The sequence below is a fragment of the Methanobrevibacter sp. V14 genome (assembly GCF_963082475.1).
Taxonomy (GTDB): Archaea; Methanobacteriota; Methanobacteria; order Methanobacteriales; family Methanobacteriaceae; genus Methanocatella.
Genome location: NZ_CAUJAM010000001.1, coordinates 1 through 23589, shown reverse-complemented (window position 1 = coordinate 23589; position 23589 = coordinate 1). Strand labels below are relative to the sequence as shown.

20 protein-coding genes and 1 pseudogene are annotated in these 23589 nt (G+C 28.8%); 16 read left to right on the top strand and 5 right to left on the bottom strand.

What is annotated here, in order from left to right:
* Positions 1–12 precede the first annotated feature (12 nt).
* From Q9968_RS00105 to Q9968_RS00095, 3 genes are all read left to right on the top strand, one after another.
* Complete coding sequence (locus Q9968_RS00105) at positions 13–867, top strand: glycosyltransferase family 2 protein (protein ID WP_342765931.1); 855 nt, start codon at positions 13–15, stop codon at positions 865–867.
* Positions 868–960: 93 nt separating this feature from the next.
* On the top strand, positions 961–2301 hold the full coding sequence (locus tag Q9968_RS00100) for a hypothetical protein (RefSeq protein WP_305512252.1): 1341 nt from the start codon (positions 961–963) through the stop codon (positions 2299–2301).
* A complete protein-coding gene (locus Q9968_RS00095) occupies positions 2292–2456 on the top strand; it encodes a hypothetical protein (RefSeq protein WP_305512250.1) in 165 nt (54 codons plus the stop codon). Before Q9968_RS00100 ends, Q9968_RS00095 begins: the two co-directional genes overlap by 10 nt.
* A gap of 877 nt (positions 2457–3333) precedes the next feature.
* On the opposite strand, the gene Q9968_RS00090 is transcribed toward Q9968_RS00095, so the two are convergent.
* Positions 3334–3489, bottom strand: coding sequence for a hypothetical protein (locus Q9968_RS00090; protein WP_305512249.1), 156 nt, complete (start codon positions 3487–3489; stop codon positions 3334–3336).
* 206 nt (positions 3490–3695) lie between these two features.
* Here Q9968_RS00090 and Q9968_RS00085 point away from each other — a divergent pair, with 206 nt between their 5' ends.
* From Q9968_RS00085 to Q9968_RS00030, 12 genes are all read left to right on the top strand, one after another.
* The gene (locus Q9968_RS00085) at positions 3696–4337 is read left to right on the top strand and encodes a queuosine precursor transporter (RefSeq protein ID WP_305512248.1); all 642 of its coding nucleotides are present in this window, start codon (positions 3696–3698) and stop codon (positions 4335–4337) included.
* A gap of 213 nt (positions 4338–4550) precedes the next feature.
* Positions 4551–5840: a uracil-xanthine permease family protein gene (locus tag Q9968_RS00080; protein ID WP_305512247.1), complete on the top strand. Its 1290-nt coding sequence runs from the start codon at positions 4551–4553 to the stop codon at positions 5838–5840.
* Positions 5833–6459: a uracil phosphoribosyltransferase gene (upp, locus tag Q9968_RS00075; protein WP_305512245.1), complete on the top strand. Its 627-nt coding sequence runs from the start codon at positions 5833–5835 to the stop codon at positions 6457–6459. Before Q9968_RS00080 ends, upp begins: the two co-directional genes overlap by 8 nt.
* Positions 6460–6842: 383 nt before the next feature.
* The gene (locus Q9968_RS00070; protein WP_305512243.1) at positions 6843–7184 is read left to right on the top strand and encodes a cupin domain-containing protein; all 342 of its coding nucleotides are present in this window, start codon (positions 6843–6845) and stop codon (positions 7182–7184) included.
* Positions 7185–7416: 232 nt separating this feature from the next.
* Positions 7417–9513, top strand: a complete 2097-nt coding sequence (locus tag Q9968_RS00065) for a right-handed parallel beta-helix repeat-containing protein (protein ID WP_305512241.1) — start codon at positions 7417–7419, stop codon at positions 9511–9513.
* 96 nt (positions 9514–9609) lie between these two features.
* Positions 9610–9831 carry a hypothetical protein gene (locus Q9968_RS00060; RefSeq protein ID WP_305512239.1) on the top strand — a complete coding sequence of 74 codons (222 nt, stop codon included), beginning with the start codon at positions 9610–9612 and terminating at the stop codon, positions 9829–9831.
* 6 nt (positions 9832–9837) lie between these two features.
* The gene (locus Q9968_RS00055) at positions 9838–10317 is read left to right on the top strand and encodes a hypothetical protein (RefSeq protein ID WP_305512236.1); all 480 of its coding nucleotides are present in this window, start codon (positions 9838–9840) and stop codon (positions 10315–10317) included.
* Entirely contained in the window at positions 10272–10730 is a 459-nt protein-coding gene (locus Q9968_RS00050; protein WP_305512578.1) for a hypothetical protein, read from the top strand. Before Q9968_RS00055 ends, Q9968_RS00050 begins: the two co-directional genes overlap by 46 nt.
* Positions 10727–11425, top strand: a complete 699-nt coding sequence (locus tag Q9968_RS00045) for a diacylglycerol/polyprenol kinase family protein (protein ID WP_305512234.1) — start codon at positions 10727–10729, stop codon at positions 11423–11425. Before Q9968_RS00050 ends, Q9968_RS00045 begins: the two co-directional genes overlap by 4 nt.
* 369 nt (positions 11426–11794) lie before the next feature.
* On the top strand, positions 11795–12067 hold the full coding sequence (locus tag Q9968_RS00040) for a 2TM domain-containing protein (RefSeq protein WP_305512232.1): 273 nt from the start codon (positions 11795–11797) through the stop codon (positions 12065–12067).
* A gap of 3 nt (positions 12068–12070) precedes the next feature.
* On the top strand, positions 12071–12271 hold the full coding sequence (locus Q9968_RS00035) for a hypothetical protein (protein ID WP_305512230.1): 201 nt from the start codon (positions 12071–12073) through the stop codon (positions 12269–12271).
* 250 nt (positions 12272–12521) lie between these two features.
* Positions 12522–12938 (top strand): DUF3021 domain-containing protein, encoded by a 417-nt coding sequence (locus Q9968_RS00030; RefSeq protein WP_305512228.1) that lies wholly within the window; start codon positions 12522–12524, stop codon positions 12936–12938.
* Positions 12939–13169: 231 nt separating this feature from the next.
* Here Q9968_RS00030 and Q9968_RS00025 read toward each other — a convergent pair whose 3' ends face one another.
* Positions 13170–14183 carry a hypothetical protein gene (locus Q9968_RS00025; protein WP_305512227.1) on the bottom strand — a complete coding sequence of 338 codons (1014 nt, stop codon included), beginning with the start codon at positions 14181–14183 and terminating at the stop codon, positions 13170–13172.
* Positions 14184–15024: 841 nt separating this feature from the next.
* On the opposite strand from Q9968_RS00025, the gene Q9968_RS00020 reads away from it, so the two are divergent.
* Positions 15025–16845, top strand: a complete 1821-nt coding sequence (locus tag Q9968_RS00020) for a hypothetical protein (RefSeq protein WP_305512225.1) — start codon at positions 15025–15027, stop codon at positions 16843–16845.
* Between the two features lie 706 nt (positions 16846–17551).
* Here Q9968_RS00020 and Q9968_RS00015 read toward each other — a convergent pair.
* The 3 genes and pseudogenes from Q9968_RS00015 to Q9968_RS00005 form a co-directional block, all read right to left on the bottom strand.
* Positions 17552–17749: a transposase gene (locus Q9968_RS00015; protein ID WP_305512224.1), complete on the bottom strand. Its 198-nt coding sequence runs from the start codon at positions 17747–17749 to the stop codon at positions 17552–17554.
* A gap of 137 nt (positions 17750–17886) precedes the next feature.
* Positions 17887–18801, bottom strand: coding sequence for an NAD(P)/FAD-dependent oxidoreductase (locus Q9968_RS00010; RefSeq protein WP_305512222.1), 915 nt, complete (start codon positions 18799–18801; stop codon positions 17887–17889).
* A gap of 1818 nt (positions 18802–20619) precedes the next feature.
* Positions 20620–23589, bottom strand: a pseudogene (locus Q9968_RS00005) (hypothetical protein); the annotation flags it as partial.

Genomic DNA, 23589 nt, shown 5'->3' with positions numbered 1-23589 from the left:
AATCCTTTTTTAATTCATAATATTATTACACTCAATTCAATTATTAATCAAAATTTTGATAATTATGAAATAATTGTTATAGATGATGGTTCAAGTGATAATACTTTATCAAATATTAAAACTTTATCTAAACAAGATAACAATGTTAAGTTCATTTCATTTTCAAGAAATTTTGGGAAAGAATCTGCGTTATATGCAGGTCTTGTAAATAGTTCTGGGGATTATGTAGTTATAATGGATGTGGACTTACAAGATCCTCCAAGTTTACTTCCTGAAATGATAAGTATTCTTGAGGATTCAGATTTTGATTGTGTAGCTACTAGACGAGTTTCAAGAAAGGGAGAACCCATTATCAGGTCATTTTTTGCAAGATTATTTTATAAATTAATGAGTTTTTCAGACGTGGATTTGGTCGATGGTGCAAGAGATTATAGGATGATGAAAAGACAAGTTGTTAATTCTGTTCTGGAATTAAATGAATATAATCGTTTTTCTAAGGGAATATTTCAATGGGTCGGTTTTAAAAATAAATGGCTTGAATATGAAAATATTGAAAGGATAAATGGTGAGACAAGCTGGTCATTTTGGTCACTATTTAAATATTCCATAGAGGCTATCGTTGCTTTTACAACCCTTCCTTTATCAATTTCAACATTTATGGGCATTTTATGTTCAATAATTTCTTTTATTTTAATAGGTGTTGTTGTATTTAAAAATTTAGTTTTTGGTGATGCTGTTCAAGGTTGGACTTCTTTAATATGTGTTATTTTATTATTAGGCGGTATTCAATTGTTATCTATTGGAATATTAGGTAAATATTTGGAAAAACCTATATTGAAACTAAAAAAGGCCGATTTATTTAGTTAAAGAAACTAACTTTAAAATTTAATATTTTGTATAAATTTTTATTTATGATGAATTAGATATAATTATTTAAATAATATTTGATTTAGTGATATAATGGAAGAGGATATTTTTAATGTTAAACGGTATAATAAAGAATTTATAGGAAAATTATTTTATATTTTTTCTTTTTTGTTTTTTGGTTTTATGGTATATTTAATTATTACTAAACCTTTTGTTTTTAATGATGATTGGTTTACAGTTGGTTTAACTTATCTTCCATTATCTGATTCAATAAAAATAACTGCAGCGGATGTACATCCTCCGTTATATTATATAATTATTAAATTTGTAACTTTTATTTTAACTAGTCTTAATATAAAATACAATACAATTTTTCTTTTAAAACTGCTTTCTGCAGTTCCATATCTTTTAATTTTAATAGTTTCTGGAATAAAATTGAAAAATGAGTATGATTGGTTAACTATAGGGTTATTTACAATTCTCATTGCTATCATGTCAAATTTTCTTTTAATGTATGTATCAATAAGGATGTACACCTATAGTGTTTTGTTTTTATTATTGTCTTTTTATTACTTAAATGATGTTATAAAAGAGTCTTCTACAAAATCTTGGGTATTATTTACTTTATTCACTTTATTAGGGGCATATACTCATTATTACACAGCAATATCCTCAAGTTTATTGTATTTTTGTTTATTAGGATATTATTTGTTTAATAAAAACCTTAAATTCAATAATAAAACTGAAATAAAAAAATGGTTTGTTTCTGTATTGTCTTTAATAGTTTTATATTTGCCTTGGATTTCAGTTTTATTGTCTCAATTCAGTAGGGTAAGTGATAGTTATTGGATACCTCCTATTGATATTAATAGTATAATGCATATTTTTAGTTATTTTGCTGTAGATACTGGTGATTTTTTTGTTCAAGTTTCTTGTTTATGTGTTTTAGCTATTTTGATGATTTGCGTATTTTCAAATTTAAATAAAATGAATGATATGGAAAAATTTTATATTTTAACCGGGCTTTCAGTGTTTTTTGGAAGCTTTTTTATAGGATTTATATTATCTTATGTTTTCCAACCAATGTTATATGATCGTTATCTTTTACCTGCTATGGGATTATTATGGTTGATATTTTCAATTTCTATCTCAAGATTATATGATTCCAATAAAAAAATATTTGTCATGATATTATGTTTACTTTTGGTTTTGGGTTCTGTAAGCTTAATTGATACTATTGACACTATTAATAGATATGATCATTATACAGATACAACTATGGAGTTAATTAATAATTTTGATAATGATACTATAGTGATTTATAGTATTGAACATGAGTTTATAAGATTCCATGAACAATTAAAAGGAACAAATGAATTCCTAGTTCCTAATAAAAATAGGCTTTTAATCCTAATGATTATAACTTGTCAGTAATGCCGATTGATAAAATTGTAAATGAAAATCCTCATAAAGATATATATCTAATATTGAGAATTCAAAAAAGTAATGAAAATTTTGGAGAAGGGATTAAAGTTAACAAATCAGCTTATATTGGACCTTCTTTTGTAAAATTGGAAAAAATTAACTGATTGTTAATAATTAAGGGCATTATATGAGTTTAAAAAAGAGTTAATACTTTATTTAATATTCGGCATTTTAACTACAATTGTTAATATTGTAGTTTATTTAATTTTGCCAAGTTTTTAAATATTGATTATATAATATCTAATATTTTCGCATGGTTTTTTTCTGTTTTATTTGCTTATGTAACTAATAGAATTTGGGTTTTTGAGCGGAAAAGCAATAATATAATTAAAGAAGCAACTTTATTTTATGGAGGTCGGGTTTTTTCAGGAGTTTTAGATACCGGACTCATGTATCTATTTATTGATATATTGTTTATTAATGATTTTATATCTAAAATTATAATACAGGTCATTGTTGTCATTGTTAATTATGTTTTTAGCAAATTCATTGTTTTTAAATAATAAGATGCCTATTGTGGTATGATGTTTAGAAAAGCTTGCAATGCTTTCAAATCTTGCTTTTGAGTTCTAACTTCTGGTCTTGTAATAATTACGTTTTGTAAGATTAATTCAGTTCCAAGCATGCTAACAGTTCCAAATAAAGAACCTACACCATGAATAATGGATCATTCAATGCTGTTTGTTAATTCTATAATTTACTTGCCAACAGCACCATAAATTGCAGAATCTCACTGAACACTAGTTACTAATTTATTTACTTTTATAGCTTCAGCAATTATTCCCTTGCTTTCTTCTAAATTAAGATAAGCGCTGCTGTAAACTTCACAATCATCTTTTTTGGATTTAAAACTTATTTATTTTAATAGGCATTCGTCAATTTGGTTTTTTGTGAAGAGTGGATGAAATTTCTACATGGTATATAGTTTTATTTCAAATTATGCAGTTTTTCATTAGCTTCCTGTGAACATCCTCATTGGAATTATTTTTCAACGTTTTCTATTGCATATTTTACTGTTTCACTAGTATGTTCACAAAATTCTATGTAATGATTTAAATCAGCATTAACTTCATGAATTTTAGAAAGTGGAATTTCTTCATTAATATAATCATTTCTACTAATTGAAGTTTTAGTCACATTTTAATCTGTGTATGAAATGGGCAAAGCAGAAGGTTAATGAGATGATTTTAGAGTTAGGGTTTTGATTGCTTTTTAAACTATTTTATAACCTTAAATTATTTCATTGTTTATTTTAAAAACAGTTATATTAATTGAATTCTACTTTAATATTGTCAAGTTTTGTTTAATTAAATTTAAATACTTTTAAAGTTAATATATTTTGTATGGATTTGAATTTTGACTTTACCGAAAAAAGAGTAATTATTACTGCATTTTTCTGTATGGCATTCACAATCGCAAACTTAATCACTGTTAAAATCATAAGTATAGACTTTATAGGTATGCAAACTCCTGCTGGAGTTTTAATTTATCCTTTAGTTTATATTTTAACTAACGTAATTGCAGATGTTTATGGTGAGAGAACTGCACGTCGAACCATTATTCTAGGTCTTTGTGTAGATGTTTTATTTGTATTTATGACAACATTAATATTGTTCTTGCCTTCTCCATCATTCTATACTGGAGATTCAAGCCTTGCATTTGTATTTACTCAAACTCCAAGAATTCTTATAGCTTCTTACATTAGTTACTTAATCGGTAACTTTGTAAATGCAAGAATTACTACTATGGTAAACGCTGGCGAGGAGTATTCCTCTGTTAAAAACTTGGGGATTATTGCTTTAAGTGAACTAATAGATAATTTCATATTTATCGGTTTGGCATTTGTTGGAGTATATTCTGTAGTGGATATTTTAATAATGATTATTTCACATTGGGTATTAAGTTTAATTTGGAGTGCAATAGCTCAACCATTTACTTCAATGACTGTTAGGTGGGCTAAAAAAGGAAAATCTGTGGAAATTTAAATTTTTTAGGGATTTATTTTCCCAACTTTTTTTTATTTTTCAATCACATTTCTAAAAAGATAAATATTTTATACTTTTATTCAGAGATATATTAATAGTCAAAAATTATTATTTTATATTTGAAATAAGTTTTTACAAATTTTAGATATTTTTATATTATTAAATAGATTTTTTGGTAATTATTGATCAATTTATGAGAATTTTGTGATATGTATGGTTGAAGAAAATAGTAATATGATATTAGGTGTTGCTGATAAGCCATCTACACTTAGATGGATTTTACTTGCTATTCAGCATGTATGTGCAATGTTCGGAGCTACAATTTTGGTTCCAATTGTTGTCAATACAACGGCTGGAGCAGATATCTTGTCAATTCCGGTAGCATTAGTATCATCAGGTATAGGTACGTTAATTTACATTATTTGTACTCGTAATAGAAGTCCAGTTTATCTGGGAAGTTCTTTTGCATTCATCACTCCAATGGTTGCAGGATATGCAATAGGAGGTACTGGAAGTGTATTCACTGCACTGATGATTGTAGGTATAGTTTATATGATTATTGCTTTGATAATCCATCTTTCTGGTCCTGGTTGGATTAATAAGTTATTGCCTCCTGTTGTTGTAGGTCCAATGATTATGGTTATTGGTTTATCACTTGCTCCAACAGCTATTTCTGAAATTGGATTAAATTTAACAACTGTCCAATTGAACAATATATTGGTTGCATTTGTTTCATTTTTAACAACTGCAATTATTGCGATTCATGGAAAAGGAATTATAAGGGTTATTCCATTTTTATTAGGTATTATTGTAGGTTATGTTGTAGCGGCAGTATTGGGGATGGTTGATTTTTCACAAGCTTTAACAGCAAGTATTGTTGAAGTTCCAAAATTCTATCTGCCATTTATGCATTATGATTTAAACTTTGCAGCAGTTTTAACTATTGTTCCAATTGCTTTAGTAACAATGGTGGAGCATGTAGGTGACCATAAAGTATTAAGTGAAATTATTGGCCGTGATTTAATCGAAGATCCGGGACTTAATAAGACCCTTCTTGGTGATGGACTTGCTACATTTTTAGCAGCTGTTATTGGCGGTCCTGCAAACACTACTTATGGTGAAAATACGTCTGTTGTTGGTATGACTCGTGTAGCATCAACTCATGTTTTAGGTCTTGCAGCATTAATTGCTATTGTATTTGCATTTTCAGGACATTTGACAGCACTCCTAACAGCTATTCCGGCACCGGTTTTAGGGGGAATTTCAGTATTATTATATGGGTTTATCTGTGTAAATGGACTTAAAATCTTAATTAGTCATCAAGTCGATTTTAATAATACTAAAAATGTAGTAGTGGCTGCAACAATGCTTGTTTTAGGTTTAGGTGGGGCAACATTATCTATCGTGTCTGGTGATTTATCCATCTCAATATCTGGAATGTCTCTTGCAGCAATTATTGGCGTACTTTTAAATCTTTTAATACCGGAGGAACAGCATGAATGAATTTGTATTAAATCATCCATTGATAACTCATAAATTAGCTATTTTAAGAGATGAAAACACTGGAACAAAAGAATTTAGAGAATTAGTAACTGAAATCTCAACAATTCTTCTATATGAAGCAATGAGGGATGCAAAACTAGAAAAAGGAACAATCAAAACTCCGCTAGAAGAAATGGATACTGGAATGTTAAATGAAGATAGGTATGCATTTGTACCGATTTTAAGGGCAGGTATGGGTATGGTTGAAGGTGTTTTAAATGTAATTCCAAATGCAAAAATAGGTCACATTGGTCTTTATCGTGATGAGGAAACATTTCAGCCTGTTGAATATTATTATAAAATGCCTGATGGAATTGATAAAAGGGAGGTCTTTGTCATTGACCCAATGCTTGCAACCGGAGGAAGTGCATCAGCGACAATTTCAAGGCTCAAACAAGATGGAGTAACTGAAATTAAATTACTATGCATTGTCGCTGCTCCGGAGGGAATTAGATGTATCGAAAAGGAGCATCCTGATGTTAAAATATTCTGTGCAGTTGTGGATAGACAATTGAATGAAAATGCATATATTTTACCTGGTCTTGGGGATGCAGGTGACAGAGTATATGGAACGAAATAGTGAAGTCAAATCTTCACTTAATTTTAATTCTTTTAAGTGATGATCCACATAGGTGTTGTTTTTAAGATAAATTATATTTTTTTTTGAATTGTTTAAATAGTGTATAATTTTATTTAGATAATTTATACAAAGTTTGAAATTTTGAGTCATGTCGCATCCTTTTGATGATATGTCTGATTCATCTATTTTTGAGGCAAGATTTCTACGGGATTCATATCATTTTATAATTAATTTTTAGGCCGTTATACTAATGATATATCATAAATATGGTTCTTGGATGGATTAATGGCAATATTAATTCTATAATTGCGAATATGATGGTTAAACAAAAAGTTTTTATAAAATAATATTTAAATAATTGACTAGTTCTTGGAGGTTCTATTATGGATGAAAGAGTATATGATATTTTAGAATTTGCAATTGAAGGAAGAGAAGCAGTAAAAACAGTATTCTATTCAACAGATTCAACAAGTGGGTCTGTATGGTGTGTAAAACCAGGTCAGGAAGTAGCTTGTCACACTCACAACAATTCCGATGATATTTGGATTTGTATTCAGGGGAAAGGAGTATTCTACCCTGAAGTTGGAGATCATATTCCAATTAAAAAAGGTCAAGTTGCAGTAACTCCTAAAGGACTTTGTCATGGAGCTACTAATACTGGTGATGAAGACTTTATTTTTGTAAGTATTGTTGCACCGGTTCCGGCAGATTATAATCCATTATAATCTGATTTATTTTTTTTATTTTTCGATATAACTATTTGTATATGTCATTTTTTATTTTTATTATTAAACTTATTATTTTCATATTAAATTAATTTTTATATCTTAATTTTATAAAATATTGGATTTACTTAAAAATAATTAATAATATATATTATTAAATATTATATACTATATTATAAGGATTATTTTCAATATTTAATTCTTACAAATTGATTGTAAAGGAGGTGAAAATATGATAAATAAAAAGGTTATTATTGCATTGCTTGTGTTGGTTTTATTAACAATAAATTTTAGTGCGGCTAATGAAGTTGATAACTTAACTAGTGATGATTCGCCAACCAGCATTGATTGGGATGTATTAAAAACAAGTGATGTAATTGAAACAACCCTTAAAACTTCAGGTCAGATAAATACACGAATTACAGTTAACAGTACAGTTGATTTTGATGTTGTTGGAGATTACTTTAAAGTTAAATTAACAGACGCGGATAATAAAGCTTTAAAAAATACTAAAATCACATTCACTGTAAATGGAGTTAGCTATAACAAAAATACGGATTCAAATGGAATAGCCTCTTTTCAAATTAGGTTAAATGATGGCACATACAAAATTGTTTCTAAATTTGCGGGAAATTCTAACTACAAATCTTCATCCATTACAACTAAAATCACAATGGATAATACTCGTGAAGTTGCAAGTGGGTTAAGCAGCTCGGAAATCCAACAAACAATAGATAATGCAAAAATAAACAATGTAATATTATTTGAAGGTTCAAGTTATTCAGATATCAATCTTATAATCACCAAAAGTTTAATATTATTAAGCAATGTTGACACTACCTTAACAAGTTCCACAAATCCTGTGATTACAGTTAAAGGAAAAAGCGCATCCCTTACTACAGTCAAAGGATTCAAAATTAAATGCGGTGGTGATGGAATTAGTCTCAGAGATGTGGATTATGTAAAAATCATTAATAATGATATTGCTTCAGGTGGTGAAGGTATCGTGGCAGTAGGAACAAAGTATCTAAATATTTCCAAAAATGATATTTCCAAAAACACTAAAAGTGGAATAAGTCTTGCTGATTCAACTTATACTTATATTTTCAATAATAATATTAGGAATAATGGTGAAAACGGTATTCAAATAGCAAAATCTAGTCAAGTCTATATTCATGGAAATACTATTTCAAATAATAATCAAAACGGTGTTTATTTAGCTAAAAAGATCAATGGTGTAAATTATGGCCGTGGTCCGGATAACATATATTTAACTAAAAACACTATTTCGAAAAATGATTATAATGGAGTTCATGTTTATAATGCCAGAAATAACATCCAGATTAAAGGCAATTCCATAAAATCTAATACTAAAAGTGGTATTTCAATAACTTCTATTGGAAGCAACTCTATTCAATCTAATGTAATTGCAGATAATGCATATGTAGGAATTAAATTCAATGACGACTATGTAAAACCTAAAAATCAGGATATTAGTTATAATGCAATCATTGGTAATGGACATCGTGAAGTTGAAGCTAAAGAAACTTATTATAGTGAAAATGGTCAACGATTGGACATTGGGGATAATTGGTATGGGGGTGCTGGAGTAATTTGCCCTAAAATCAAATCAAACAACCTTAAATTTACTGTATCACAAATAGGAACTAATACATTCCAAGCTACTTTTACAGACTCGAACGGAAATATTGCAAGCTTGCTTCCAGATAGAACTTTATCCTATTGGATTGACAACGGCCATAAAGTTACAATGACAATTAGTGGAGGGGCTGCAACATTCAATGTCGATTTTTCAAATGGAGTCATTGTTAAAACCACTGTGGATGATGCTAGGGTGAATAATGCATATGATTCTAATAGCAAATCTACTTCTAAACCCATTAATGGTCAAACAACCAAATATTCCTATTCAAATATTCCCCATTATCAACTTTATGAGGATATAGGTAAAGAATATGGGAATGGTGAGGGTGGTTCAGGACAGGGTTCTAGTAATGGGAATAATGATAATGTGGAAAACAGCACTCGCAGTCAAAAACAAGATTTGAGTAATAATGTTAAAAACCAAGAAAATCATGTTTCACAAAATTATAAAACACAAGACACTACTTTTCAAGATAGTGGTTACGGAGAAAGTTCCGATGAGAGTATTTCGGGTTCTCAATCTAGATCTGTTGTAAAGCAAATATTGCTTGATGAAGATGATTTCTTTAGAGTCACCGGCATGTCATTCATAATATTGCTAATAATATTAACTGTTGCTTTTTATTATCGTGATGATATTAAAGAATTGAATTCCAAAAGATAATTATCTTCTTTTTTTACTATTTTTAACTCTAATTTTATAATAAATTATTTAAAACGATTTTTAACAAATATTATATTATATTACTGGAGGATTAATATGAATAAAAGTGATTTGAAAAGAGATTATTATATGCTCAAAGGACCACTTGCTAAAAAAGGTTATGATTGGTGGTGGCATTCTTTAACGGCTTACAATAAGAAAACTGGTGAAGAAAGACCATTTTTTATAGAATACTTTGTATGTAATCCAGCATTAGCTGAAGAAGAACCAACACTCGGACAATTGCCGGAAAACCAAAAAACAGGTAAAAAACCATAATATTGTATGATTAAAGCGGGAACTTGGGGTAAAAACCCTAAACAGATTCACAATTTTTACTCAATGAAATACTTTAACTGTCCTGATGATGAGTTAAATATTCAGGTGGGGGATTGTAGTTTAACAGAAACTCATATGAGTGGATTTGCAAGAGTTTCTGAAGAAGATGCTAAAAATCACCCGGAATACATGTGTGATGCTGGAGATATGATGTGGGATTTAGACATCGATAAGCAAATCACTTTTAATGTTGGATATGGTGCTAGTTCAATATTTAGAAAATTAAATTCATTCGAAATGTTTTGGCATGCTGAAGGAATCAAAACTCAATACAGTGGAACTATTTGGTTGGATGGGGAGGAATATGAAGTAATTCCTGAAAATCATATGGTTATGCTGATAAAAACTGGGGAGGGGATTTTACCTCTCCATGGTTATGGATTTCATCATGCAATATGGCCAGTCTTATATCTGGTAAAAAATTAAATAATTCTGCATTTGAGGCAGGTGGTGGAAGACCAAAAGCATTTGGTATTGAAATTCCACGTAAATTGCTTATTGGATTTTATTATGAAGGCACTATGTATGAATACAATTTTGCAAGATTCTGGAATCTTGTAAAAATCAATTTTGACTTTGAAGAGGGAGATGAAGTTCACACTTGGCATGTTAATGCAAGTAATAAAAACTCTAAAATGGAGTTAGTTCTTTATTGTAAACGTGATGAAATGATGTTATTTAATTATGAAGCTCCAGATGGTCAAAAGAGACATAATCGATTATGGAATGGTGGAAATGGTTGGGGTGAACTCAAATTATATAAAAAAGATGGAACTTTAATCGACCATGTAAAAATCGAAAATGCCGGATGTGAATATGGAGAGTATGATGACAAATGATATTCTTTGATGTACTCGCATTAATTGTTGTATATATCTATATAGTAATTATTTTTGTTGTGGCTGAAATGGTTTTAAAGACTAGGCCTGAAGTTTCACGTAAATTTTTACATATTATGATAGGTAACATGATATTTGCAATGCCATTTTTCTCAGATCCATGGGTAATGGTTTGGTTTTTAACACTTCCTATCACAATAGTGCTATTCTTCTTAACAGAATATTCTCCAATTAAAATTGACAATAGTGTAACCGAATCCGGACATGCTTTAGGGTTATTTTTTTATGCAGAAATATGGACTTTATTAATTGCAATATATTCTATGCTTTCACCAGCAAATGATTTTAAATTTTTTATTTGGATTGTTGCTTTAGCAATAGTTCCAATGGTATATGGTGATGGATTTGCAGCATTAATTGGTCAAAAATTTGGTAAAATCAAATACAAGGTATTTGGAGGTACAAAATCCATTGAAGGATCACTTACAATGTTTGTTGTAACAACTGTAATGAGTGTATTCGTGTGGATGGTTTTCGTTTCAATTGGATGTACAATGCCTGAATTTAATATTGTTAATATAATTATGATTTCATTAGTTGCAACGCTCTGTGAAGCATTTAGTTATGGTGGAATTGATAATTTGACAGTTCCAGCAATAACTTCTATTTTGTATTATTTAGTAGCTGTATTATAACTCCTACTAATCTCCTTTTTTTTTACATTTCAAATGTTTTTAGAACAATCAATAGCATAATGGCAATATTATTCAGCTATTTTTATAAATATCATCCACATGATTTGTTTTCTTATATCTAATCAATTCATCTATACGAAGATATTTTTCCTAAATTGGAATTTTTTCAATGGTTTTAATGGAAAATCCGGTTGATTATTAATGGTTTTTGAATAGGTATATAACACTATATGAATTTAAAAATATTTTTCATTGTCTTCTTTTTGCATTTCAGTTTGTATATTCTGCAGTTTAGTAAAGTTGATAATTACTCATTTATATATAGTTATAGTAAGTATTATTATCGAACTTAAATTGGAGACGATAATCATGTCGGATTCACGTGCAAGAGCTGAAGAGCGAGTTGATAGAAAAATTAAATTTTATAGAAATCTTAAAGCATATTTAATTGTTAATGCAATTTTAGCAGTTATTAACGGGTTTTCATCACCAAGTTTTTGGTGGGTAGTATTCCCATTATTTTTCTGGGGAATCGGAGTTTTAGTTGATTTCTTAAAAGCATTTGTATTTGTTGATGGTTTTGATGATGAGGAATACCGAGAACGTAAGATACAGGAAGAAATGGAAAAATTAAGTGATTAAAATATGAAAGTGAATTTGTTTGTTTCAAGAGATGTTGAAGAACCTTATGCTGATATTCACACCGATGAATTGACTGATAATATTACAAAAGCAATGTCAATTCTTGAAAATGAGGATTCAAATGATATGTTTGCTGTAAAAAAAAGGTTTGGATATTACTCTTTTAGAATTTGGGGTGATATTCATGTTTCGCGTGGAGGATAAGCAAGTTAATGTTTACACGCAAAACAATCAATATCAAATCAAAAAGCCATTAATCAAGTGGAGGAGGATTTGCCTTCAGATTTCATAAGAATTTCAAAAATAACTATTGTTAATTTGAAAAGAATTAAAAGGGTTGCTCCTTCACTTAAAGGAATGATGTTTATTGAACTTAAAAATGGCTTAAAGGATAACATCTCTAGAAAATATTTTTGCCTGATTTTAAAAAGGCTTTGGATTTATAGGTGATTAAATGAATATTTCAGATTTAATTAAACATTTGGCATTAGGTGCTTTTATTTGTCTTTTAGCAGTTGTTTTAATATCTCTTCATGCAGGGCCTCAAAATATTAGTTTTTCAGGTACTGAATTGATTAATTTGTTCCTTGGGGGCATTGTTATTGGTTGGGCATTTTCTTTAAGTGGATTCATATATGAAAAAGAAAATCTTACCATGCCTTTGCAGGTAATTTTCCAAATGCTTATAGGAATGACTGTATTGTTTTTAGTTGCAATATATTTAAAGTGGATGCCTACTAATTTAGGTGTTGGTCCAGTAATAACATGGATTTTAATTGCATGTGTATTTGCGGCTATTTCATGGTGTGGTTTTTATATATATTATTACTTACTTGCGAGAAGCTTAAATAAAAAAATTGTAAATAAGTAAATAGTTTTAACTATTTACTCTTATTCTTTTGTTTTCTATATCCAACTGATAATAAAATAACCATTGCCGCCATGCCTATGATAAATATTCTTAAAACAACATTAACTTGTTTAGATACTGAACTGTCAGGTTCATTTAATTCATAAACTTCTTTATCATTGCCATGGCTGGTTGTGTTTTCAATAATTATTTTATCACTGGAATTAACAATATGGAAATTATTATCTTTATCTATATTATCATTTTTACCAGCAATATTGGTTTTTCTTCATTATTTATAATAGATTGGTTAATAGTGCTTAATTTAGGTTTACTTTCAATTGTATTCTGATTTGTGTGTTTATTATTAAATAGGCTTTTAAATTCATTAAGTGAATTATTTGGGAAGTAACTATTAATCAAATCACCGTATTTATCTAATAAATTTAAGTTTAAAATTTTTAATAAATCAGATTTAATAGTTGAAGTTACTTTACTTCTACTTGTAACATTGTTCGGATCTATTATGGATGAATCATTAGGATTTTCATCTCCCCAATCATTATTGTTAAATTTGGTATATAAATTTCCAATGTCGTCCCATTTAATAAATATTTCCCGACCATATGGTGAAGTGTTGTTTGTTATGAGATTGTCATGTACATTTATAATGGTTTTAGCATCATACATTGGTTGTTGAATGTAAAATGATCCGCCAGTTTTTTTCCCATTGTTGTTCATGATTATGGAGTTTTTAAGATCCAAGTTTCCAGAAACCATTACTGCTCCACCATTTGTTCCAGCGCTATTGTTTAAGAAAACACATCTATTGATGTGGGAGATGCCTGACCAACTATAATATGCTCCACCCCATTCATCAGCATGGTTGAACATAAAAATACAATCCTCAACATTCCCATATCCGGAAACACTAACCCGAATAGCCCCTCCATCTCTATGCGCTGAATTATTAATAAAAACAGAATTATAAATATATGAATCTGCATAGCAGGTTGTTATGGCTCCACCATCATGTTCGGCATGATTATTTATAAATAATGAATTATTCACTAACAGATAACCTTTATTTTCATCAGTTCCATAATTTGAAATGCCTCCAGCATTAACACCGGCTCTATTGTTGGCAAAAATACAATTATCAACATATACATGTCCAGTTTCAATAGATATTGCTCCACCAAATCTTTCACTATTTGCATTTGTGAATGTGATATTTTTAAATGTTATATGAATTGAGTCATTCATTATTATAAAAATACCAGATTTATTTTGTCCATCAATAATAATCTCTCTTGGATTGCCGTTTCCCTGAATTGTTAAATTTTTAGTTAGTTCAAGATGGTTAATGTAATATGTTCCAGGATTAAGTTTGATTGTTGCATGATTGTCACTATTTAAAATTTCTTTTCAAGATTTAAAGTCGAATTTCTTAATATTTGATTATCATCTAATGAAATTTCATTCATATTCATAGTTGATGTTTGATTATCCTCCATTGCATTAACCGAATTTAAAGATATTAGGATAATTAGTAACATTAACAATATGTTAGTCAATTTTATTTTTACCACTTCCTTTTAGGTTTTAAATATTCTTTTTATTTTGTTAATTTAATTTTTATACTTGTTATATAATAAGTTTTACTTCGATTTTTTTTAATTAAATATTTTTTTTTAATTATTTTTATATAAATCTATTAATTTTGTAAATTATTTAATATTTATAAGTTTTTATTAGTTATATTTTTATATTATTGGATAATTTTTTAGATAAATCCATTTTTAATCGTTATGAATTATATTTCATATTTTTAATTTTTAGTATATTTTTTTATTTTAATTAAATACTTTAAAAAATAAATAAATAATTATATTAATTCAATATATTTCTTTATATATTAAAATAAGTATTTAAAATAATTAATTTCATTTTTAATTTTATTTTAAGAATTTTCAAAATTTTCAATAAATAATAATCTTTATATTATATATCGATATAATATTAAATTAACTGATATTAATAAAGATGATATTGGAATGAATAGTTTTTATTTTTATTAGTTAATTTAAAAATGGAGAAATAAATTATGGATAACAAAAAGATTTTATTATCTTTCCTTTTAGTTGTTTTAATTGCTTTATCTCTTAGTTCAGTTTCAGCTGAAGACGTATCTGATGTTGTATCATCAGATGATGCTTCTAATGTTGTGGCAATGGATGAAAACTTGGATATCTCATCTGGAAGTGATAATGCGGATGTATTGGCTGCTAATCCTGTTGCACCTACCACTAATACTTCAGATGCTATTCAAACAGCAGTTGATACAGCTACTGCGGGAGGCATAGTTGATTTAAGTGATTTTGCGTCTTATGATATTAAGAATCATACTATAAAGGTTGCTGATAAAGATAATTTAGTTATTAAAGGTAATGGTACTACAACTATTTTTGGTTATGGCGACAATGATGGATTTTTTTATATTACTTCTCAAAATGTCACAATTCAAGGAATTAAATTTATAGATAACAATCCTAAAAATAATTTTACATATAACGGTACTGTAGCAGGTTTTGGTGTTAATTTCAATGGAGGATCTGCTATGGGTGGAGTAGTTGATAATTGTTATTTCAAAAACTTCAATCAGGCTGTTGTAGTTAAATCTGCAAACAATATCACTGTTAAAAATTCTTACTTTGATGGTGGTTATGCTACTAAACTTGTTAATGATCCTAGTGTAAACAAGGAAAAAGGCTCTAAAGTAATTAGTATTATGGGTTCTTATTTCGCCCATATTGAGAACAATACTTTTAATGGTTCAGTACTTGATGCAATTTCTATTGCAGGAGGTAGTGGAGATGCTAAAATCATCGGAAACAAATTTATAAATAATGTCTATTCAATTTTCTTCGGTGGAGCATCAACCGAGGGCACTTTTATTAAAAATAACATATTTGATACTTGCGGTTATTTTAAAGAAAATAGTATTTACTGGGACAAATTCCCGGTAATCAGTATTCAAAAAGCTGCATCTGGGGTTTACATTGACAATAACACATTTAAAGCAATCAATAATAACTTCTTAATTGCTGCTGAACAAGGTAACACTGCTCATGGTTATGCAAGTAGTCTTGGTGACATTAATGTAACTAATAACAAAGTAACTTTAAACAGTAGTGATGTTGTTGCAGGTTCTATCATTTTATTACATATTAATTGTAAAAAAAGTGTTTTAAACCCGTATGCTAATATTACAGTTACTGGAAATGATGTTGCTAAAGGTGTAAATGTCGTTGTTGTATGGTCTACTGAATGGGGTACCGAAAACGGCGATGATATTGTAATTCCTGCTGCTGATTTAGTTCAAACTCAAATTAAAGTAACCAATGTAAAAGACATGATAATTACTGCTACTTTAACAGATATTTATGGTAAGGCTTTAAACAACCAAAATATTACTTATACTATTGGTGGTGGAAGTGCTCAAACTATTACTACTAATGAAAATGGTGTTTTCACAATTACTGGACAATCTGGTAAAGAAGTTGCTATTAATTTCGCTGAAACTAGTAAATATGCAGGCTCCCAAACAGCAATTACTTTAAATACTAAGACTGTTACACCAACTTTAAAAACAACTAAACTCACTGCTCCTAATAAGACATTTAAAGTTAAAAAGACTAAAAAAGTTGTAATTACTTTAAAAACTGTCAGTAATGTTATTAAAGGTAAAATAGTCACTCTTAAAGTTAAAGGTAAAACCTACTATGGTATTACTAATTCTAAAGGTAAAGTCACATTTAAAGTTGTACTTAAGAAAAAAGGCACTTTCAAATACAAAGTTAACTTTGCTGGTGACGCTACCTACAAAGCAATATCAAAAACTGGTAAAATAGTTGTTAAAAAATAACTATTTTCTTTTTATTTTTTTAATTGGATGTTGCCAAAATTAATTATTTTGAACATTGTAGAAACCATGTTTAAATTTAGATTAATATCGAATTTTTTTGCTTTTTTTATTTAAATAATAACCTTGTAGAAACCCTCTTCTAAAAAACTTGTATGGCTATAAATGTTATATAATACATCTTTGAGTTTTGTTTCTTTATTCTGTAGTCTTGTATTTCTACTAAAATTAACACCATTAAATTCTTCTTTTTATTACGGAAATTACGCTTTAAACATTCATTCTTCGTGCATTGACATCATGCCAGAAGATTGTAGCACTATTTAATCTATAATGTCATGTTGTCGCACCTTTTTTTTAATGGTATTTGGTCGAATGCTCCTACTTCTTCATTTTATGCATTTTTCTTATTTCTTCGGAAATCATATGCTTTGTCTGCTAGTATGTAATAGGGGGTTTGTATAGTATTAATTGTCTAATTGAAGGTAATGCGAATTGTGTATCATGTTTTGGACTTTTATTTGCTGCGTAATTTTAGGATCATTCGTGTGTCAACATTTGATTGCAATATTGGTTTTTAATGTAAGCTTTTTCGTGATTTGCCTCTTATTTGTGCATAATAATTTTATCAGCATAGTCGCTTGTGTGCCCAGTTCCATCCAATGGCAACTAATTTTACATTCTGATGGATGCATAAAAATTAATTAAGTCATTTAAATCTTTTAATTATGGTGTCTGACATTCTTACAAAGAATTTTTGAATAGTTGTGAAGTGTGGTAGCTTATTAAGACCTAGGAATTTTCTTATTTTATCCATAAGTTCCAAACATTCAATTATCTCGCGATAGGTTGTCTTTAAATAAGTTTTCATTGCTAAAATAGTGAATAATTGTGGTTGATCGTACAAATGATTGCTGTAATCACAGGAATACTTTGGAAAAATCCATTTGGAAATAGTTATAGGGTATTTATGTGGTTATTGCCTTTATTTGTTGTATTAATTATAGCATTCTTTATTTACATATACTTGCAAAGCCATTATAATTAATTTTGAAGGTCTAGAAACACGGAAGTTGCAGCAACCGCACCTTCACCACATGCAACAACCCATTGTTTTAATCCAACACATACATCACCAATAGCATAAACATAGTCAATATTAGTTTTTTGATTTTTATCAGTAATTATATGTCCTGTTTCATTTAGTTGAACATCTAGTTGTTCTGCAAGTTCAGTATGGGGAATATAACCTACGCTTACAAATATTCCATTAGTTGGAAGATTCATTAACGCACCGGTTCCCGTATCTTTTATAGTAACTGATTCAACAAGAATATCACCTTTGATTTCTTCTACAACTGCATTAAGGATAAAATTTATACCTGACTCTTTAATTTGATCCTTTAATTGTTTCTGAGCTCTAAATTCATCTCCTCTGTGAATGATTGTAACATTGGCTCCTAGATTTTTAAGGTAAATTGCTTCTTGAAGTGCGCTGTTTCCGCCCCCTACAATGATTATGTCCCTTCCAGCAAAGAAGAATCCGTCACAGGTTGCACAATAGCTTACACCTTTTCCTTTAAATTCATCTTCACCTTTTACATTTAATTGCTTACGGGAGCTTCCAGTTGCCAATATAATAGATTTAGTTTGATATTGGTCTTTATCGGTTTTAACGGTGAAGCGATATTCTGAATCATCTTTTGTTATTTCTTCCACATTTTCCATTTCATGAAGTTCATTGTTTTTAATAGCTTGTGCCTTCATTTTTTCTATTAACTCTAAACCTGAAATGTTATCAAAACCAGGGTAATTTTCCATTTCAGGAACTTCACGACCAATTCCGCCTGCCATATCTTTATCAATTATCAAGTTTTTAGTTCCTTGACGACCAGCATATATTCCTGCAGTTAATCCGCCAGGACCTGCTCCAATAATAATGATGTCATATTTCTCCATGGTATAACCTCAAATTAATATTGGCAATTATAATTTAAAAATAGTTAGGTTAATATCTGAAAAATTAGTTCTAAAAAGAGAGATAACAGGTGTTTAATCGGCATGTTAAACACCTTGAATTGAGGAAAATTATATTTTGGCAGATTTTTTTAAATTTTCCTAACGACTTGTATCAAATTAGAGAATTGTGAGAAATCTAATTTAACACATTCTAATTTTGGAGAGTATTATTATTTGACTAATAATGTGAGAGTTATTTTAGGTAAACCTAAATTTAAGCTCTACTTTATAGTTTTGCTTAAGTAGTATATAAAGCTTTCTATTTTTTAGGCAAACCTAAATTTATGGTAATCAAAAAATATATTTTTATAAAATTTGAACCTTGTAGAAATCATCATTTAATATTTGGTTTGTTCTGCAAATATTACATAATACTTCTTTGAGTTTTCTTATTCTTTATGTTTCTTTATTATTTTGTCCATTAGATTTTTCATTGCATGGAAAGTGCATCTTTGATGATTAAATCCTAAATCACAAATAAAACGGGTATAATGTGGAATATCTTTTGATGAAATTTTCTAGATTAGTGACTTTTGTTTTTATTACAATTTGGACAAATATATTCTTTTTTTTACGTATTCTCTCCCATTTATTAGGTTTGACTCGACATGAACCATTACTGTTCATTGAACTTCCACATTTAGTACATATTGGCCCATCATATTCATAATATACAATTTCCGAATAGTTCAGCAGAATGAACATCAAAATTATATTTATTTTCCAGTTTTCATTACTTAAACCAATCCTCAATCGCATTTAAAGATACATTTTGTTTTATCATTCGTGTTATGCACCTTCTGAAATCAGCATATTCGTCATAGTTATTATTTATCATTTTTTCACTGTTTTTAGACCAATTGGCCTTTTTGCTTTCTCAGAATCCTTTATTCAGAAAAGAACATCAGACTTCCTCAAAGTCACCCTACTCATCATAAAAAAAAAGAAATGGGGCAATTCTGGACTTACCAAGTTCATCTTCTGTCAGATACAGCTTGAGTTTAGCCTCTACCATTAAATCAATACGCCTATGGGCTATAACCGATATATGTTCCTTTTTAATCTGTATGGCCTATGTGTATTAACGACAGTTTTTCCAACACCTTTTGTCTGTCGACTTTCTTAACGATGCTTATATAAGTTCATTTAACATTAACCATGCTAGTCTTTCTCTCGCCATCAATCAAATATCATCTCAAATAAAGACAATATCTGTGTAATGATTAGATTAGAATTTAAACTATCATGCAATTCCCTACTGTTGTCAGTGATGCAGTTTCAAGTGAGAATAATCCATATAGCAAGGTTAACAATATATTAATAGTTGTACTGACATAAAACTCTCAAAAAAAATGAGCCCGTATAACAAAATTTAAAAGATAATTGCTTGTCGCACAAAAGAGAATAATAGAGAAATTAATCTCTATTTAATTTTAACTTTTACTTTTTTTGTAAGTGATTTATAGTAGTTACTTCCGCCAAATTTAACTATAGCATTATAAGTTCCTTTTTATTAACTTTTACTTTAAATGTAGCAACACCTCTTTATTGGTTTTGTAAATTTTGCCTTTTATTTTAAGTAATTCTAGCCTTTTTTGAGCCTTACCTTTATTATTTTTCAAAGTAGCAGTTATTTTCTTATATTTTGCTTTAACTTTAAAAGGTTTATTAGATATAGTTAATTTAGGGTAGCTTTTTCACAACAATTTTAACAGAAGAAGAAACACTTTGTATTCATCGTTTCCAGCAAAACTCAATTTAATATTGTAGGTTTTGGAATTGGCCAGTATAAACTTGTCCTTTCTTATTTGTAGTTAATTTATAAACTTTGTTATTTAATGTAACTACAATGTTAGCGTCTGAAACAATTTTATTGTTACTGTCTTTTAAAGTAATTATAAGTTGTTTTCCACCATTATAAACAAGTTTAGTATTACTAAATGAAAATTTAGTTGGAACTTTACTGTTAGGCATATCACTTGAATTTTTATATCCAGTTAATGTTCCATTATTATAAACAGAACTTAAAAATGAATATTCAAATAATCTTAGTGTTCCATAATTAACAATAGCGGGTTTTGAACTAATTTTATTGATTTCGCTAACATTAGATAATGTTGTTAAACCTCTATTAGTTAATATTGTGTTTTCACCATCAAAAATAGAATCAGTTAAATTTAAAACAGTCCATTGGTTCGATTGGTAAATATCACTTTCAACTTTATTATTTATAAATCTTGAATTTTCAATTACAGTTACCGCATTAAATTCTTCTATCATGTTTAAAGTACCGAATGTTGTAATTAATGTGCCATTTTTATTTACATGATTTTTAAATTCAGTATTATTAATATTTAATGCTCCAAAATCATTTAATATTGCAGAACTATCTGGAGCTACATTTGAATCAAATTCTGAATTTGATATGTTTACATATGGCACTCCACTATAACCAATGTAAATTGCACCAGCAGAAATGTTAGCTTCATTTTCTTTAAATGTACAGTTATTGATTGTAGTCCAATGAGTAGTCCATGTTGTAACACCATTAGATGTAATTCCAGTGATAGAATTGCTTAATCCCAAAGCACCACCAAACTCAGCAACATTCTTATTAAATTGAGAGTTTGAAATAAATTCATTGGCATAATTAGATACATAAATTGCTCCACCTACCGCATCAATATGTGCTGTTGCATTTCTAACAACTACATCACTAGTATCAATTATACATCCACAAGGACCAGTTACTACACCTTCTTTAATTTCTACTTCATAATTTTCACTAATAGCTTTATTACCATTGAAAATTGTGTTATCAATGGTCATGTTGGAATATGAAAGATAAATTGCTCCACCTCTCCAGTTTCCAACGTTATCTATGAATTTTGAATTTTTAATAAATCCATCATAACAGTTTGAACCCTCGAAATAGAGTGCACCACCAAAGGAAGTAGCTGTGTTATTTATAAATTCAACATTGTCAACAATAAATGATCCACTAACAGATGATGAACCTAAGACAAATATTGCTCCACCAAGTTTACCTTTATTATTTATAAATTTAGAGTCTTTAATAGTAGTATTGCCCCATACAAATATTGCTCCACCTCTATCAGCACTTAAATTTTTAAAGGTACAATTTTCAATGGTTAAGTTAGAATCATACATATTTTCAACAGCACCACCATCACCATATTTAAGGTTTGCTCCTTCAAATATTAAGTTTTTCAAGGTTAAATCAGAACCAATATCTACAAAGAAAATTCTACGGGAATCACCTTTAAATATGACTGATTGACTATTTAGTGAAGTAATGGTAACAGTTTTATTTACTGACCATGGTTCAATTGGCATATATCTATGACCAATATCTATTGTTGAATAAATTTCATAAACACCAGGAGTGCCTTTAATAACATCACCAGTTTTAGCTGCAGCTACAGCATCATAAATTGACCTATATGCAACATCATCAATAAACCAGAGATAATCATCAACTTTGAAGGTAGCAAAACCTGTGAAATTAGTTACATTCTCATCTCCAGCATAATCTACAGAGACGGTATAATTACCTGTTTTATTAGTTGGAAAAGTTAATACAACTTTTCCTTCATTTTCAGATAATGAATATTCAACATCGTTAACTTTAACTGTAACATTGTTTTTTAAGTTATATGGAACTCTAATAAGGATTTTTGAATTTTCACCAGGAGTTACATAAATAACAGCATAACCTTTTTCTTTTTCAGGAATAATCGGTTCTGTAGGTTTTTTAGTCACGTTAAATGAAGTTATACCAGTACTTTCATCATATAAATTATTTCCATTGAATTTAGCTATAACTCTATAAACTTGTAATTTATTTTCATAATCTTTGATGTATAAACCTGAAATATTAAAGCTACATGAGCCATTCACGAGTTGTTTTGTGAATTGTTTTGCATCAACTGTAATAGTTACACTACCGGTAGTAGCTGGATTAACAGTGACATTTATAATAGCATTTTCACCACTGTAAATGTTATCAGCCACAACAACTACATTAGAATCATATTTATCAACTTTAAATGAATCAAGTTTAGAAAATGGATTATACTTGTCATCACCCTCATAGCTTACATTAACATTATAAATATTTGGAATTGTGTATATTTCTAAGGTTACATTACCATTAATATTAGCTCTTGAGTAAGATATACCGTTTACACATATTGTAACATTATTAGCTAAGTCAATTGGGACATTAACAACAATGAGGGTTCTATAACCTGAATTAATTACAATATTAGGGTTCGCATTCTCTTTATTTAATTTTAATACTTTGAATGAGTAAGTATATCCTCTAATAGTGATTGTTTCTTCCCCAATATTTTTAGCATGATAATCTATTTGTCCGATATTATTAGCAATAGTGACAACTGGGCAAATTTCATTTAAACCAGATGATACATCTAAAGTGTATTCATGTACATTTTCTTTTAAAGTTGAAATTACGCCATTAACATCTCTATTTTTAAATTCAACATTGATTTTAACATTATCACCTTCATGAACTGGAGTTGTTTGAGTGATTGCTTGAATAATTAATTGGTTAGTGAATTTAATATTTGTATTTGCATTTTGTGAATTTGAACCCCAATAATTATATTCTCCACTTACATTAGCATAATCTAAATTACCATTATGCATTACAAATAAATGTTCTTGAGTAGAGGATACAAATAC

Excerpts from the sequence above, each read along its gene's own strand:
- Q9968_RS00100 (WP_305512252.1), top strand. The coding sequence starts at position 961 with ATGGAAGAGGATATTTTTAATGTTAAACGGTATAATAAAGAATTTATA.
- Q9968_RS00020 (WP_305512225.1), top strand. The coding sequence starts at position 15,025 with ATGGATAACAAAAAGATTTTATTATCTTTCCTTTTAGTTGTTTTAATT.
- Q9968_RS00045 (WP_305512234.1), top strand. The coding sequence starts at position 10,727 with ATGATATTCTTTGATGTACTCGCATTAATTGTTGTATATATCTATATA.
- Q9968_RS00040 (WP_305512232.1), top strand. The coding sequence starts at position 11,795 with ATGTCGGATTCACGTGCAAGAGCTGAAGAGCGAGTTGATAGAAAAATT.
- Q9968_RS00030 (WP_305512228.1), top strand. The coding sequence starts at position 12,522 with ATGAATATTTCAGATTTAATTAAACATTTGGCATTAGGTGCTTTTATT.
- Q9968_RS00080 (WP_305512247.1), top strand. The coding sequence starts at position 4,551 with ATGGTTGAAGAAAATAGTAATATGATATTAGGTGTTGCTGATAAGCCA.
- Q9968_RS00055 (WP_305512236.1), top strand. The coding sequence starts at position 9,838 with ATGATTAAAGCGGGAACTTGGGGTAAAAACCCTAAACAGATTCACAAT.
- upp (WP_305512245.1), top strand. The coding sequence starts at position 5,833 with ATGAATGAATTTGTATTAAATCATCCATTGATAACTCATAAATTAGCT.
- Q9968_RS00010 (WP_305512222.1), bottom strand. The coding sequence starts at position 18,801 with ATGGAGAAATATGACATCATTATTATTGGAGCAGGTCCTGGCGGATTA.
- Q9968_RS00085 (WP_305512248.1), top strand. The coding sequence starts at position 3,696 with ATGGATTTGAATTTTGACTTTACCGAAAAAAGAGTAATTATTACTGCA.
- Q9968_RS00025 (WP_305512227.1), bottom strand. The coding sequence starts at position 14,183 with ATGAATGACTCAATTCATATAACATTTAAAAATATCACATTCACAAAT.
- Q9968_RS00065 (WP_305512241.1), top strand. The coding sequence starts at position 7,417 with ATGATAAATAAAAAGGTTATTATTGCATTGCTTGTGTTGGTTTTATTA.
- Q9968_RS00060 (WP_305512239.1), top strand. The coding sequence starts at position 9,610 with ATGAATAAAAGTGATTTGAAAAGAGATTATTATATGCTCAAAGGACCA.
- Q9968_RS00035 (WP_305512230.1), top strand. The coding sequence starts at position 12,071 with ATGAAAGTGAATTTGTTTGTTTCAAGAGATGTTGAAGAACCTTATGCT.
- Q9968_RS00070 (WP_305512243.1), top strand. The coding sequence starts at position 6,843 with ATGGATGAAAGAGTATATGATATTTTAGAATTTGCAATTGAAGGAAGA.